Origin of the sequence: Flavobacterium chilense (assembly GCF_001602525.1) — a bacterium.
Lineage (GTDB): Bacteria > Bacteroidota > Bacteroidia > Flavobacteriales > Flavobacteriaceae > Flavobacterium > Flavobacterium chilense.
On record NZ_LSYT01000004.1, the window covers coordinates 73,867 to 89,296 of the forward strand.

The following is a 15,430-nucleotide window of genomic DNA, read 5'->3' on the forward strand; positions in this document are numbered from 1 at the left end:
GATATCTCTTTTTTTAATTAAAATCCAAATTTGACATTTACCCCATAATCTCTCGTTGAAGGAATATTGAAAGATTCTATACCCTGTAAGTTTCCTGTACCTGCACCCGCTTCCGGATCAAAATATTTCGCTTTGTTTACAAAGAAGAATAAATTTCTTCCTACTAATGAGAAATCAATACTTGTAAATCCTGAAGTGCCTAACATACGTTTTGGTAATGAATAACCAAAAACAAGCTCTCTCAATCTGATGTTTGTCGCATCATAAATAAATGGTTCTGCAATAGGTGTTCTTTGTCCAATCGCTGTCCAGTATTGTTCTGCTGTAATACTTGTTGTATTTGGAGAATAAGTTCCATTTCCGTTAGAAACAACACCATCAACAACAATACCGCCTGCTCTTCCTGCCAAAGTAACATCACTAACTCCTAAACCAGCTTGTCTTGCCTGAGTGTATGAGATAACTTCACCACCAATTCTAAAATCAATAAGGAAGCTTAAAGAGAAATCTTTGTATTTAAAATTATTTTTGAAACCTGCTGTCCAGTCCGGGTTAAAGTTACCGGCACGAACATCAAAACTGTTTGTTGCTAACGGAATACCGGCGCTGCTTACAATAATGTTTCCGCTTGGATCTCTTTGAAAACCTTTAATGTATAAGTCTCCGTATTCTCCTCCTACCACTACTTTGCTTCTTACTAAACGTCCTTCACCTAAAACTAATTCTTCTCTTCCGTCTGCAATAGATTTTACTTTTGATTTGTAAGAGGCATAATTCGCTGTAATGTCCCAGCTAAAGTTTTCTGTTTGAACAGGAGTTGCCGTAAGTGTAAGCTCGATACCTTTGTTCTGAATATCTCCACCATTTACGATAGCTCTCGAATATCCTGAAGACTCCGGAGTATTGATATAGAAAATCTGGTTATTTGTTAAGGAATTGAAATAAGTAAAATCTAAACCTAAACGGTTATTAAAGAATCTCACATCTGCACCAAACTCTGTAGATGAAGATATCTCTGGTTTAAGATTTGGATTTGCCGCAGTTGTTTGTCCGTACAACATACCACCGTTTCCTCCAATATATGAGAATCTTTGTTGTGTTTGATAAGGATCAGTATCATTACCCACTTGTGCATAAGAAGCTCTAACTTTTGCAAAACTAATAACTTCCGGTAATTTTGCCATATCTGAAATAACAGCTGAAAGACCAACAGATGGATAAAAATAGTCATTAGGTATAGTAGACGACCAGTCATTTCTGGCTGTTAAATCTAAGAACAAGTAGTTTCTAAAACCAATTTGACCAAATCCGTAAACAGAGTTAATTCTTTTTTCTGAAGCTGTAGAAGTAGATTGAATGGTAGAAACATTACTTAGGGCAAAAAAGTTTCTTTTACTCAAAACACCTCCCGAAGTCAACGCTGAACTGTTTTGTTGCAGTGAACTTGCTCCGGCATTAAGTCCGATAGAGAAATCTCCAAATTTTTCATTATAAGAAAGTAAAGCATCTGTATTAAACTCACTTACTGTCTCGTAAGTTTCACTGTATGACCCCAGATTGTTGTTGAATGCAACTGTAGCATATCTGTTTCTAACATTCTTGTTTGTCATTTGATCTAAACCGGCTCTTACCTGTAAACTTAACGTTTTTGTAAATTCATATTTTAAAGACGCCAAACCAATAAATCTGTTTCTTTTATCAGAACGTGCATCATCTCTCAAAGCAGACCAAAATGGGTTTCCGCCTGGAGCTCCTGTTTCGTCAAGGAAATAATTTACTTGTCTTTGTCCTGCGGCATCAAAATACTCGAAGTTTTTGTAATCATTGTATGCAATACTACGAGGCAATAAATAAGCCGATGTTCCAATAGATTCTTCTCCTGTTCTCAATAAATTATCAATATCCTGAACGATATAATTTGTTTTAGCATCTAATGTTAATTTATCAGAAATTTTACTTGTCAGTCTTAAATTTAAATTGTGTCTGTCTAATTTATTACCGCCCACAATACCTTCAGCTTTTGTATTGGTATAAGAAAAATAACCCTGTGCTTTTTCGTTACCGGCAGTCACTGTTAAGGTATTCGCCAAATTGTAACCCATTTTGTAAAAATCAATAACGTTATTAGGCTGTGGAGAATAGCTTTGTGTAGCCGGGCCTGCATAACCCGGGTTACGGACCAACTGCCAGTTCGAAACTTGGCTTCCGTCTAATTTACCTCCCCAGCTTGAACTTGAAGTTGGATTGTAAACACCATTTGTTCCCTGTCCGTATTCATTTTGCAAATTCATCAGATTATACGCTGATGATGCCATAAAATTAGACGATAATGAAACCGATGTTTTTCCTGCTTTACCGGATTTCGTCGTAATTACGATAACACCATTCGAAGCTCTTGATCCGTAAAGTGCTGCCGCAGATGGCCCTTTAAGAACCGTCATCGAAGCAATATCTTCCGGATTAATGTTTGAAATACCGTCCGGCTGAGTTGTACCTCCTGTATCAATGTCCGGGTTTGTAGTGGTTGTACCATTACTAATTGGCACACCATCTACAACATACAATGGCTGATTGTTCCCGTTAAGAGACCTGTTTCCTCTTAATGTAATTCTTGAAGACGAACCTACACCATTTGAAGTTGTAGAGAAGTTAAGACCGGCAACTTTACCTGAAAGTGAGTTGGCAACGTTTAATGATCTTGCTTCAGAAAGTTCGTCTACTGAAACGTTTTGAGCAGAATAGGTAATCGCTTTTTTCTCTCTTTTTATACCAAGAGCTGTCACCACGACTTCACCCAACTGCTGGGTGGCTGCACCTAATGCTACATCTACTGTGCTTCGATTTCCTACCGCTACTTCTTTTGGAGCTGAGCCCACATAAGTAAAAATCAAAATAGCAGATTGATTTGGAACTGAAATACTGTACTTACCATCAAAATCTGATGATGCACTCGTTTTTGTTCCTTTAACCACAACATTTGCCCCAGGGATCGGAATTCCGCTTTGAGCATCTGTTATCGTTCCTTTTACTGTTGTTTGTGCCTGCAGACCCTGAAATCCGAATAAGCAAATTACAAACAGTAATTTTAGTACGTCCTTAATCATGTTTAGTTGTTTTTGAGTTAATAACATGTTAAACTTAGGAATACATTTTGTTAAGAAAATATAATTTCGACAAATGACAATTTTGAAAAGGTGTAGGTAATACATTTGTAATTTCAGGTTACGAAAACGTTATAATTTGTAATCAAAATCCTCTTTAATTCTAAATTGCATTTCGAATTAATCTAACCTATTTACCCTTTTTTCAATGGCATTCTTTTATTAACATCCTAATCGTTAAACATTTCACTCAATTTTCCGGATTTAGTCTAAAACTTTGAAATTTGTTTTTAATAGATCGACTGAATTTCCTCCTACGAGAACTTCAAAATCGCCGGGTTCCACAACTTTTTTCATTTCACGATTCCATATAGACAGTTCATCTCGTGTAAGAGTAAATTCAACTGTCGCAGTCTCGCCTTTTTTGATGTTTATTCTTTTAAATCCTTTTAGCGTTTTTTCAGGAGTAGTTACACTACTGTAGATATCATGAAGGTATAATTGTACAACCTCATCTCCGTCCAGATTTCCTGTGTTTTTAACCTCTACACTTACTTTCAATTCGCCATTGGCTTTAATAGTTGGAGAACTAATTTTAAGATTTGAGTATTCAAACTTCGTATAACTCAATCCGAAACCAAATCTGTATAATGGATGTTCGCTCTCTGCTACATACCTGTGAATCGCTGATGGTTTCTGATTATAATATATAGGTAACTGCCCAACTGATTTTGGAACTGTAATTGGTAATCTTCCGCCCGGATTGTAATCTCCAAATAAAACATCGACTACAGCCTTTCCTCCTAACTCACCCGGAAACCATGCTTCGACCACTGCCGGAATGTTTTCGCTAATCCAGTTTGTAGAAAGCGGACGTCCGTTTAGCAATACACAAACTACAGGAGTTCCCGTTTTTTGAATGGCTTCGATCAATTCCTGCTGCATTCCGAATAAATCCAGTGAAGCAACATCTCTGTTTTCTTCCACCAGTTCGTTTGATTCTCCTAAAACTACAATCGCAACATCGGCTTTTTTAGCCGCTTCAATTGCAGGCTGTAAGTTTACTTTTTCCAGATTCCAACGCAAGTGCGCTCTGGCTCCCCAGCCACCTTCCCACATTTCGATGCGGACTTTGTATTTTTTACCTGCTTCGATGTTTTTTGGAGTCGTCACCATGCTTGTCGCTCCTTTTGTCCAGTTGTCGATCACCAGTTGATCATCAATCCACATTCTGATTCCGTCATCAGAACTTAAACCTAACCAGCCATCAAATGACTTGTCTGATTTGATATAACCTGTCCAGCGAATAGAGAAATCATCATCTGTAACACCGTCACCGGGAGACCACGGCCAGTCAAATTCTAATTGATTGTCGATACGTGTTAATGCCGGAGTTCCTTCTACATTTCTGTTATTGAAATATTCTCCTTTTAATCCGTTTTGAGATTCATCCGGCGTAAATAAATATTTCGACGGAATAATTTGTCCTTTTACAATTAAAGGAACACCTTCTTCATACAGAACATTTGCTGTTTTTCCCACCACTTCCTGAACACCTTCTAAAACCGTTGTTCCAATTTTGTTCTTTACTGCATATCCTCCTAATCTTGAAGCATTTGCATTAGGGCCTATAACTGCAATGGTTTTAATATCTTTTTTTAAAGGCAGCATATTGTTTTCGTTCTTTAACAAAACGATCGATTTATGCGCCGCTTCTAAGGCAACATCCTGATTTTCTTTGGTATGAAAGCGTTCTTTGATCAGGTTTTTATCCGTATATGGATTTTCGAATAGTCCTAATAAGAACTTTAGTCTTAAAACTCCTCCGGCAGCACGATCTATTTGTTCCATTGTGAGTTTCTTTTCGTTGACCAATTCTATAATGCTGGTTTGCCAAAATTCATTGGTAAAATCATAAAACTGCATATCTACTCCTGCCGAAACTGCTTCTCTGATACTTTCTTTTGGAGAACTTGCCACATAATGGGTCACCTGCAAATATTTAATAGCGCCTAAATCTGAAACAACAATTCCTTTAAAACCCCATTCTTTTCTTAAAACATCTGTCAGTAACCAATGGTTTGCTGCACAAGGAATTCCGTCAAGTTCAGAATATGCACACATGGTTCCTAATGCACCGCCTTTTTTGAACGCTTTTTCAAATGAAGGTAAAAAGTCCTGACGTGCTGCACGTTCTCCAATTAAAACCGGAGAAGAATTTGCTCCGCCTTCCGGAACACCGTGAACAGCAAAATGCTTAGGTTCTGCAATGATAGAACGATCAGATCTTAAGTCATCGCCCTGCATTCCTTTAATCATTGCGGTTCCCATTTCGCCAACCAAATAGACATCTTCACCAAACGTTTCGGCAACTCTTCCCCAACGCGGTTCACGACCAACGTCAAGATTTGGTCCTAAGCCAAAATGAACTCCATGCGCTCTGGCTTCGGTACCAATTACACCTCCAACTCTACCCATTAAAGCAGTATCCCAGGTGGCTCCTAAACCAATGTTCATTGGAAAAGCCGTACTTCCGTCGTCTAAATAACCATGAAGCATCTCACACATAATCAATGCAGGAATTCCCCATTTGTTCTTTTTAATAATCTCACTTTGCAGATCATTAATCATTTTTGCCGAACGCGGATAAATGTCATGGATTGCTCCAATACCCAGATTTCCAATTTTAGCATCTGATTTTGATTTCGAGAAATCTTCTTTTTCTTTAAAGAATTCGCCTTTGTACATATCCATCTGGCGTACCTTTTCTTCCAGGCTCATTCGGTTTAACAAGTCTTTTACCCTGTCTTCAACAGGCAGTTTTGCATCCTGATAGGGATATTTTACCTGGGCACAGGCCGGGCTGAAAAAACCTGCAGCCATTACAAAAATAATGGCTGCCTTTTTGATTTTAAGTTGTAACATAATTGTATGTGTTTTAATTTTGAATCACTTTTAGCTTTGTTCCGTTCACAAAATCTTCATGCGAAATAAAAAAGCTATTAAGTGGTTTTCCGTTTATCTCAATCGAATTGATTTTTCCCTCATTATTCTCTTGCCTTTCAATTACAATGCTTTCTTTTTTATAATATGCCGGATCTAATTTGATCGTCACTCTATGAAACATTGGTGTTGTAATGGTATAAATTGGGTCTCCGGGCGATATTGGATAAATTCCCATCATGGAATAAACCAACCAGGCCGACATGGTTCCGGTATCATCATTACCCGGTAATCCTTTTGGTTTGTTCTGGAAATATTCTTTTACCAGTTTTTTTACCAGTTCCTGACTTTTCCATTCTTCGCCTTTTACATAATTGAATAAATAAGGATAGGCAATATCCGGCTCATTTGCCATATCAAATTGTTTGAGGTCGAAGACTTTTTGCAATTGATCGGAGAATGCTTTATCACCTCCCATTAATTTTATTAATCCTTTCATATCATGTGGTACCATAAAAGCATATTGCCACGCATTTCCTTCTATAAAACCTACATTTGCCTGAAAATTAGCCCCTGCTTCGGGATCAAAAGGTTCATACCATTTTCCGTTAGCAGTTCTTGGCCGAAGTAATTTTAAATCTTTATCATATAATTTTTGATAAGACAGTGAACGTTTCGTAAAACGTTTATAATCTTCTTTTTTACCTAAAGCTTTCGCTAAAAGTGAAATCGCATAATCTGATGTATTATATTCCAGTGTTGTAGAAACAGGACCGGCATAATTAGTCGATAAATATCCTTTTTCGATATATTCTTTAAGTCCGGGACGTAACGGATTATCTTCGATTTGATCTGCACCTTTTAACATGGCATAGTATGCTTTGTAAAAATCAAAATCCTGAATTCCCTTTAAACAGGCATCGACGATGACTATGCTAGCCGGATCTCCTACCATGGTAAATGTTTCTGTTGAATTTAATTCCCATTTTGGCAGCCAGCCGTTTTCATCATACATTTCCAGCATACTTTTGATCATATCAGATTGTTGCTTTGGATAAATTAAAGAGGTTAGCGGATGCATGTTTCGATAGGTATCCCATAAAGAAAATACGGTATATCGTGTACCTTCGGTTTTACCAATTTTGCTTCTTTTAATCTTCGGATATTCTCCGTTAATGTCATTTAAAGTATTGGGATGAATCAATGTATGATACAAAGCGGTGTAAAAAATGGTTTGATCGTCTTTTGAACCGCCTTCAACCAGAACTTTCGAAAGTTCTTCGTTCCATTCGTTGTACGTTTCTTCGTAAACGGCATCAAAAGATTTGTTTCCGGTTTCTCTTTCTAAGTTTTCACGGGCATTGTCGATACTCACGTACGAAATTCCAATTTTAACTTCAACGGTTTCTTCTTTGTCGAATTTATAAGTAAAATAACTCCCAATACTATCTCCAACAACGGTTTTAATGGTATTTTCCATTATTCTGGTTTTGCCATTGTATCCCATCCATTGTGCTTCGACTCCATTGTATTTGGCAGGTTTTTTCCAGACTCCAAAGTTATGGGCAGGTTTAGAAAATTTCGCTACAAAATAAACGGGATAAGCATCTTCAGGACTGTTGTAACAAAAGGAGCCAACAGTACGCATTCCTTCTATTTCTGTAGACGAAACGACTTTAATCATGGCGCCTTCTTCATTGGTCAATCCTAATCCGAGGTTTAATAAAATATTCGATTTTCCTTTCGGGAAAGTGAATCGGCTTACGCCTACTCTTTTTGAGGCTGTAAATTCTCCTTTAATTTTGTACTTATCAAGATTTACGCTGTAGTACGCTGCTTTTGCAACTTCATTAGAATAGGTCGATCCGTATTTTAAATGATCGGTTTCGACTTCGCCTGTTGTGGGCATTAGCAAAATAACTCCCAAATCAGGACAGCCAACTCCGCTTAAATTTACCTGACTGAATCCGGTTAAAAAAGTATTTTCGTTTACGTAGGGATTAGACAACCACTGACTGTCTTTCTCCATTGGCGTATTTTTTACTCCGGCAACATTAAACGGGCTTATACTTGCCATTCCTCTTGGAGCAATTGGTCCCGGAAAAGCGGCTCCAAAATTAGAAGTTCCTATAAACGGATTGACAAGATCAACCGGTTTTTGTGCAAAAATAGCAATGCTAAAAAACAGCATGTAAAAGCTACATGCTATTTGTGATATTATTTTGGGTATTGAAAACATATTCTTATCTGTTAATAGCTTCAACTTTTAAAGTCCAGGCTTCTTTTGCCGGTAAATTATTTCTAAGGCTTTCCGGAATTACTACTTTAAATCCATTTCCTTCTTTTGTCCATTTAAGAGACGTTTTAGAACCTAACATGGTAATTTTTGTTCCTTTTTTAGGGCTGATTGATTTTACGGTAACGGTTGCCGGAATTTTATCTTCTCCGTCTTTTGCTAAATAAAAGGCGAATACATTTCCGGCTTTATTTTGTGTAAAGCAAATGTTCTCTTCTTTAAAAGGCTCGATTGGTTTTGTATCGTAAATTGCTGTGCTGTTTACTTTCATCCAGTCTGCATAAGCTGCCAATAAATCGTATGCTCCTTTTTGCCATTCTCCTTCAGGACTTGGTGCAATATTCAATAATAAGTTTCCGCCTTTTGCGACTACATCAACCAACATATGAATTCCTTGTCTTCCTGTTAAATAGGTAGCATCCGGAGTATAGGACCATCCACCGCCAGAAGTAATACAAGATTCCCAAGGGTAAGGCAATGTTTTTTCAGGAACTCTGTTTTCAGGCGTTAAATAGTTTTGGTTTTTACCGTGAACCGCTCTGTCAACTACGATCAATCCCGGTTGTTTTTGACGTGCTTTTACAACCAGTTCGTCCATTTTAGGATCTTGTTCTACAATTCTGTGTTTGATGAAACCGTTTTTAGATTCGTTTTCGGCAAATTTCTCTTCGTAGTTTTCTTTGATGTTTTGCTGATCTCTTTTTCTAACCCATCCTCCATCTAACCATAAAATGTCAACTTTACCGTAATTGGTAAGAATTTCTAAAATCTGATTGTGTGTAAAATCAACATATTTCTGCCATTTTTCAGGGTATAATGTCGGGTCATAGTTTACATTTCTGTCGAAAGGAGGAAAATAAGGATCCCAATAGTTTTCGTTATGCCAGTCCGGTTTAGAAAAATATGCTCCGGTTGAGATATTTTCGGCTCTAAAAGCATTGAATACTTCTTTCAAAATATCTGCTTTCGGATTTGTACTAAACGGACAAGCTGCATCTGTTACTTTATAATCAGAATATTTGGTGTCGTACATATTAAATCCGTCATGGTGTTTGGTGGTAAAAACCATGTATTTCATTCCTGCTGCTTTGGCTGCTTTTGCCCACTTTGCAGGATCAAATTTGGTTGGGTTGAATGATTTTTTTAATCCTTCGTACTCTTTTACATATTCAGTATAATTGCCTGGATGGGTTCCTTTTTTACGTTCGCACCATCCATAATCTTCCGGGCAAATAGACCAGGATTCTACAATTCCCCATTGGCTGTAAGTTCCCCAGTGCATTAACAATCCAAACTTTTTGCCTTGCCATTGTTCTAAATTTTTCAACACTAACGGGTCCGTTTCCGGTACATAGCGCTCATCTTCATAAATGGCCTGCGAAAACAGCTGGACTGAAAATAATATTGCAATTATGAATATTCCTCTTTTCATCTTTATTCTATTTTATGGTTTTGTTTTTTTGTTCTTTGTTAGTTATTTTTTTAACACATAGAGACATCGTTTTCATAGCGTATAAGAGCGTTTCATATGTGTTTAAAATCAGCGTGATCTAAAGCGGTACTTTTAATTCACTAAAATTTCATCGACAAACAGCCATGAAGATTCTCCTTTTGGGCTTTTCTTCAGGTTTGATCCGATTACTTTAATAAATCTGGCATTTGTTTTTTCAAAACTGATTTTGAAGTCTTTTAATTCCGAAGTTACATTTGCTGCATACGGACGCGAAATTTTACCGACTTCTTTATACTGAATACCGTCGTTTGATACCAGAACTTTTAGTTGTGTTGGAAAGAAAACACCGGAACCCTGACTTTCTAAAGTTCCAATTGTTACCTGTTGTACACTTTCAGGTTTTTCAAGATCAATAACTACTTCCATATCATTGACTAACCAGGCTTGCCATTGTCCGTCATGGAAATTTTTAGATCCGCGAATGGTATTGACCAACGTAAAAGGTCCGTCGCCTTTGTAATTATCGTTATAGGGCGTTAAATATTTCACTTTGTGCGCTACGGCTTTATGAAATATAATCGTATCAGTAAAGGTTTTTCCAACGGGTTTATCGTTTTGAAACAAAGAGGCTTTTAAAACTGTTGTTTCGTTAACCTGAATTGGATTTGTATATTTTACAGCATTCTGATCGATGGTTTTATTGCCCAAAACATAACGAATATCCGGATTTGGAAATTCATTTTTTAAAGACAGATTGATTTGTTTTTTAGTTAAATCTGCGCTTGAGGAAACTGTAACCAAATAAGCACTTTTGGCATAATTGATTCCCAAATACTCGTAACGTTTTAACATTGGCATTAATCTCGCGGTGAAATCATTCCAGTTTTTATTTTCTTTTGAGCTCCATAAAACTTCCGATAAAGCAGCTAATCTTGGAAAAATCATGTATTCGGAGTCTTTTGGTCCCGGAAGATATTCTGCCCATAAATTCGCCTGTCCGCCCAAAACATGATTCGCTTCAATAGACGACATTGTTGGCACAACCGGATCAAACTCGTACACTTTACTCAATGGCGTATAACCATCAAAAGCTAAAGGTTCTTCGTTTTGAGGTCCCTGATAGAAATTAAAATAACAATGCGATTCAGGAGTCATAATTACATCATGTCCCTGGTCTGCCGCTTCAATGCCGCCTTTTGTTCCTCTCCAACTCATTACCGTTGCTTCCGGAGCTAATCCGCCTTCTAATATTTCATCCCAGCCAATTACTTTTTTACCTTTAGAATTGATGTATTTTTCAATTCGTTTTACAAAATAACTCTGTAATTCATCTGTATTTTTTAATCCTTGTTCCTTGATTCTTTTTTGACAGTGCGGACATTTTATCCAGTTGGTTTTCGTGGCTTCGTCTCCGCCAATATGAATGTATTTTGAAGGAAAAATAGCCATTACTTCGTCCAGTACATTTTCTAAAAACTCAAATGTATTTTCTTTTCCGGCACAATAAATATCGGTAAGTGGCCAGACTCCGCCTGACGGAACTCCAATACGCTGATCAAAACAAGACAGTTCCGGGTAAGCTGCAATAGCACTGCTTACGTGTGCTGGCATTTCGATTTCCGGAATTACTTCGATATTTTTTGTTGCAGCATATTTTACGATTTCTTTTAATTCTTCCTGAGTTAAAAATCCGCCGTAAGTTCCTTTTTCATCCGGATTTGTGGTGAGTCTTGCATTCCAGGCTACATTTTCCTGATCTACTCTCCAGGCACCCATTTCGGTTAGTTTGGGATATTTTTTTATTTCGATTCTCCAGCCCTGGTCGTCTACCAAATGCAAATGCAAAACGTTCATTTTATGCATTGCCAAACGATCGATGGTTGCCATAATATAATTTTTGTCAAAGAAATGACGTGATAAATCGAGCATTAAACCTCTCCATTGAAAACGAGGTTCATCTGTAATCGTTACATTTGGAATCTGCCATTTCTGACCGGCAATCATATGTTTGCTTTCTATCGCAACCGGCAGCAATTGTCTGATGGTTTCTAATGCGTAGATAAAACCCGCATTTCCTTTGGCTGTAATCGTAATGTTGTTGTTATTGACTTCTAATTTATAGGCTTCTTTATGAAGATTCTGATCCACTTTAAACTGGATAAAATTACTTTGCGGTGCTTTTGCTCCCAAAACCGGACGCCATCCTGCGGCAGCTCCAAATTTATTAATCAAAGTATTCGAAATATCTTTTTGAAAATCTGTACTGGCAACGAAAACAGTATTTTTTGAAAACTCAAAAGTACCCGGCTGTATTACCAACTGATTGGGTTTTGGAATGATCTGAATGTCTTTTTCCGTGATGATTTTTTGACTATAACCCGAACTTAAAACGGCTAAGAAGATTAAGATGTAAATTGTTTTTAATGTTCTCATAATTGTTATTTTAAAGATGGTATTATTTTAAACTGATACGCATAGGTTTTATCTCTAAGCAGATATTTTTCCATTGGCCAGGCTTGCCAGCTGTCTATACCGCCTACTCCCATTTGTTTGTAATCAATTTTTAAACTCGTTAAGTCTCTTTCTTTCAATTCGGCGGCGTGTCTTTGGTCCTTTTGCAATCCGTCGTCTAAATCTTCATTTAAAAAATGTAAAGCCGTTATGGCTAATAATTCGTCAGATGTTATGGTTAATTTCAGTTTATCTCCTGATAATTCCAGAAAACGAACATCGGTTTTGTTTCCTGTTTCCTGCGGACGGATATAAGGATAATATTGCTCAGAAACCGTTTGGGTATACAATCCCACTTTTGAACTGTAATTTCTGTCGATATAATTTTCATGCGGGCCTCTTCCGTAATAAGTCATATTGCTAAAATCTTTCGGAACAATTACTTCCATACCAAATCTTGGTAAAATAGGCTGCTCTTTGGTTTTATCTATATTTAAAACTTCTTTTACAACTAATTCGCCGTTACTGTTTAGCTCATAATTCAATTCTAAAGTCGAAGAAACCTGCGGTAAACTATACGTTGCTTTTACCAAAATTTTATTGTCTTTTGTTGCAGAGAATATCCAGTTTACCAAAGTTGGATTTTCTGTAGCGTCTTTCCAGGCTTTTAAGTTTATCTGAAAATTAGCGCCAAAATCATTGTCGTTTGGTGCTCTCCAAAAATTAGGACGCAATTGATATCCGTCTTTTATAATAGCAAGATTATTAAAGGAGTAACCGTTGATAAATCCTGTTTTTTTGTCGAAAGTAATCTCTGCTTTATCGCTTTTGAAAACGGTATTATTTACATTTTTCTCCACTGTAATTTTTCCTGATCCTTCAATTTTTATATCATTTTTCCAGTTTCCTTTATACGCCAGTTGTTCTGTTGCAATTTCGAAACCTTTTGGTAAAAACGGTTCGTCTTGTTTTAACTGATAACTTATGTTTATAAAAGCTTCCTGAAATTTTTTATCACCTAATTTAATTGGTAATGTATACGTTTTAGATTGTTTGGGATCAATGGCTAAATAATCGATAACGCCTGTTCCCTCTTTAACTCCATCTAAAATTAATGTCCAGTGTAAAGTTACATTACTCAAATCTTTAAATGAGAATTCATTATACACTTTAATTGTTGAAGTTTCTTTATTTTCCCATGATGTGAGAATGTTTTGATATACATTTCGCATTTCTAAAGCATGCGGATTTGGTTTTCTGTCAACCGTAAATACGCCGTTATTCACAAAATTATTATCGCTTTTTACATCTTTTGGTCCAAAATCTCCTCCGTAAGCCAGAATTGTAATTCCGTCAGCCAGTTTTTTATAAACGGACTGATCGATCATATCCCAGATAAATCCGCCCTGAAAGTTTGGATATTTACGAATCACATCCCAATAATCCTTGAAATTTCCCATTGAGTTTCCCATCGCATGCGCATATTCGCACTGAATGTAAGGTCTTGACGGATTTGGGTTTGCCAGAATATATTCTTCCATTTTATTGGGAGAACTGTACATTGGATCAATAATATCTGAATCCCATTCGAACTTTAAATCTTTTCCGTCCCAGGCTCCTGCAGTGGCTCTTTCGTACTGAATTGGTCTTGATTTATCACGGTTTTTAATCCACAAATATCCTCTGTAAAAGTTGTAACCGTTTCCGGCTTCGTTGCCCATACTCCAGATAATAATCGAGGTATGATTTTTATCTCTTTCGATCATACGCTGCATACGCTGCAAATGCGCCAGTTCCCAGTCAGGTTTATTCCCCAGAGTTTTGGTGATATCGTAGCCCATTCCGTGTGATTCTATATTGGCTTCATCCACTACATAAATTCCGTACTTATCGCACAGTTCATAGAAATATTCATCGTTTGGATAATGTGACATTCTTACCGCATTGATATTAAATTCTTTCATCAGTTTAATATCTTGTTCCATACGTTCTCTCGAAATGGTTTGTCCTGTAACCGGATCAACTTCATGACGGTTTACGCCTTTTATATAAATGGCTTTTCCGTTTACCAAAAGCTGTCCGCCTTTGATTTCTACTTTTCTAAAACCAACATTCTGGTGGATTACCTCTACAATAGTTCCTTTTTTATCTTTTAAAAGAAAACAGATTTGGTATAAATTCGGAATTTCGGCACTCCATTTTTTAGGATTGTTTACTGTAAAATCAAAGGTTTGTTTTTCGCTTAAAGCGGAAATTACTTTTGAAGCTATAATTTTATCTTCTTCTTTTAACTGAACCTCTAAAGTGTAACTGTCTTTTTTATCTAAATCAGAGAATTGTGTTGAAATTTTTAAGCTTCCGTTTACATAATTTGCATCCAGATCGGGAATAATTTCATAGTCTTTTAAATGGGCTTTATTTCTGGCAACTAAATAAGAATCACGCGTAATTCCGCTCATTCTCCACATGTCCTGACATTCTAAATACGAACCGTCATTCCATTTCATCACTTGCAAAACAAGGGTGTTTTTACCTGTTTTTACATATTTGTTCAGATTGAATTCTGATGGTAATTTTCCATCTTCTCCATATCCTACATAAACGCCGTTTACCCAAACAGTAAGGTTTGACTTTGCGGTTCCTATGTGAAGAAAAATGTCTTTTCCTTCCCACGATTTATCGATTGTAATTTCTTTTCTGTAAACTCCTGTCGGGTTGTATTTTGTGGGTACAAACGGCGGATTTGGCGCCATTAAATAATCAAAATCATAAGTGGTATTTACATAAACCGGATATCCATAACCATTTACATCCCAGCTTGCGGGAATTCTAAAGTTATCCCAGCTTTTATCATTAAAATTTGTTTTCTCAAAATCTTTAGGCAGATCATTTGGACTGTCTGCATATTTAAATTTCCAGGCTCCATTAATATCGAGGTAATTTTTAGATTGTCTCCATTCGTTTTTAACAGCTAATGCTTCATTCTCAAAAACATAATAAGCTGCATGCATGGGTTCACGATGTTCTTCGTTGATTTTTTCATTCTGCCAAAACGGAACTTTTTCCTGCGCATTAACCGTTACTATTGAAGTAATTAGTAATGATACTATGGATATTATTTTGTTCATTCTTTGTTTTTTTATTCTTGCCTGCTATTTTTATTCTGAACGCATAGAAACATAGATT

6 protein-coding genes are annotated in these 15,430 nt (G+C 36.7%); all 6 read right to left on the minus strand.

Going from position 1 to position 15,430, the window contains the following annotated elements:
• Positions 1–17 precede the first annotated feature (17 nt).
• The 6 genes from A4F88_RS11280 to lacZ all read right to left on the minus strand — a co-directional run bounded on the left by A4F88_RS11280 (position 18) and on the right by lacZ (position 15,372).
• Positions 18–3,104 (minus strand): SusC/RagA family TonB-linked outer membrane protein, encoded by a 3,087-nt coding sequence (locus A4F88_RS11280; protein ID WP_068842982.1) that lies wholly within the window; start codon positions 3,102–3,104, stop codon positions 18–20.
• Between the two features lie 261 nt (positions 3,105–3,365).
• Positions 3,366–6,026, minus strand: coding sequence for a glycoside hydrolase family 3 N-terminal domain-containing protein (locus A4F88_RS11285; protein ID WP_068842721.1), 2,661 nt, complete (start codon positions 6,024–6,026; stop codon positions 3,366–3,368).
• 13 nt (positions 6,027–6,039) lie between these two features.
• Complete coding sequence (locus A4F88_RS11290; RefSeq protein ID WP_068842722.1) at positions 6,040–8,283, minus strand: GH92 family glycosyl hydrolase; 2,244 nt, start codon at positions 8,281–8,283, stop codon at positions 6,040–6,042.
• Positions 8,284–8,287: 4 nt separating this feature from the next.
• Complete coding sequence (locus A4F88_RS11295) at positions 8,288–9,772, minus strand: alpha-L-fucosidase (protein WP_068842723.1); 1,485 nt, start codon at positions 9,770–9,772, stop codon at positions 8,288–8,290.
• A 132-nt stretch (positions 9,773–9,904) separates the two neighbouring features.
• A complete protein-coding gene (locus A4F88_RS11300) occupies positions 9,905–12,226 on the minus strand; it encodes a glycoside hydrolase family 20 protein (RefSeq protein ID WP_068842724.1) in 2,322 nt (773 codons plus the stop codon).
• 5 nt (positions 12,227–12,231) lie between these two features.
• Positions 12,232–15,372 (minus strand): beta-galactosidase, LacZ type, encoded by a 3,141-nt coding sequence (gene lacZ, locus A4F88_RS11305; protein ID WP_068842725.1) that lies wholly within the window; start codon positions 15,370–15,372, stop codon positions 12,232–12,234.
• Positions 15,373–15,430: the final 58 nt, after the last annotated feature.

Bases quoted from the DNA above. Each gene is read 5' to 3' on its own strand.
- A4F88_RS11295 (WP_068842723.1), bottom strand. From the start codon at position 9,772: ATGAAAAGAGGAATATTCATAATTGCAATATTATTTTCAGTCCAGCTG.
- A4F88_RS11280 (WP_068842982.1), bottom strand. From the start codon at position 3,104: ATGATTAAGGACGTACTAAAATTACTGTTTGTAATTTGCTTATTCGGA.
- A4F88_RS11285 (WP_068842721.1), bottom strand. From the start codon at position 6,026: ATGTTACAACTTAAAATCAAAAAGGCAGCCATTATTTTTGTAATGGCT.
- lacZ (WP_068842725.1), bottom strand. From the start codon at position 15,372: ATGAACAAAATAATATCCATAGTATCATTACTAATTACTTCAATAGTA.
- A4F88_RS11290 (WP_068842722.1), bottom strand. From the start codon at position 8,283: ATGTTTTCAATACCCAAAATAATATCACAAATAGCATGTAGCTTTTAC.
- A4F88_RS11300 (WP_068842724.1), bottom strand. From the start codon at position 12,226: ATGAGAACATTAAAAACAATTTACATCTTAATCTTCTTAGCCGTTTTA.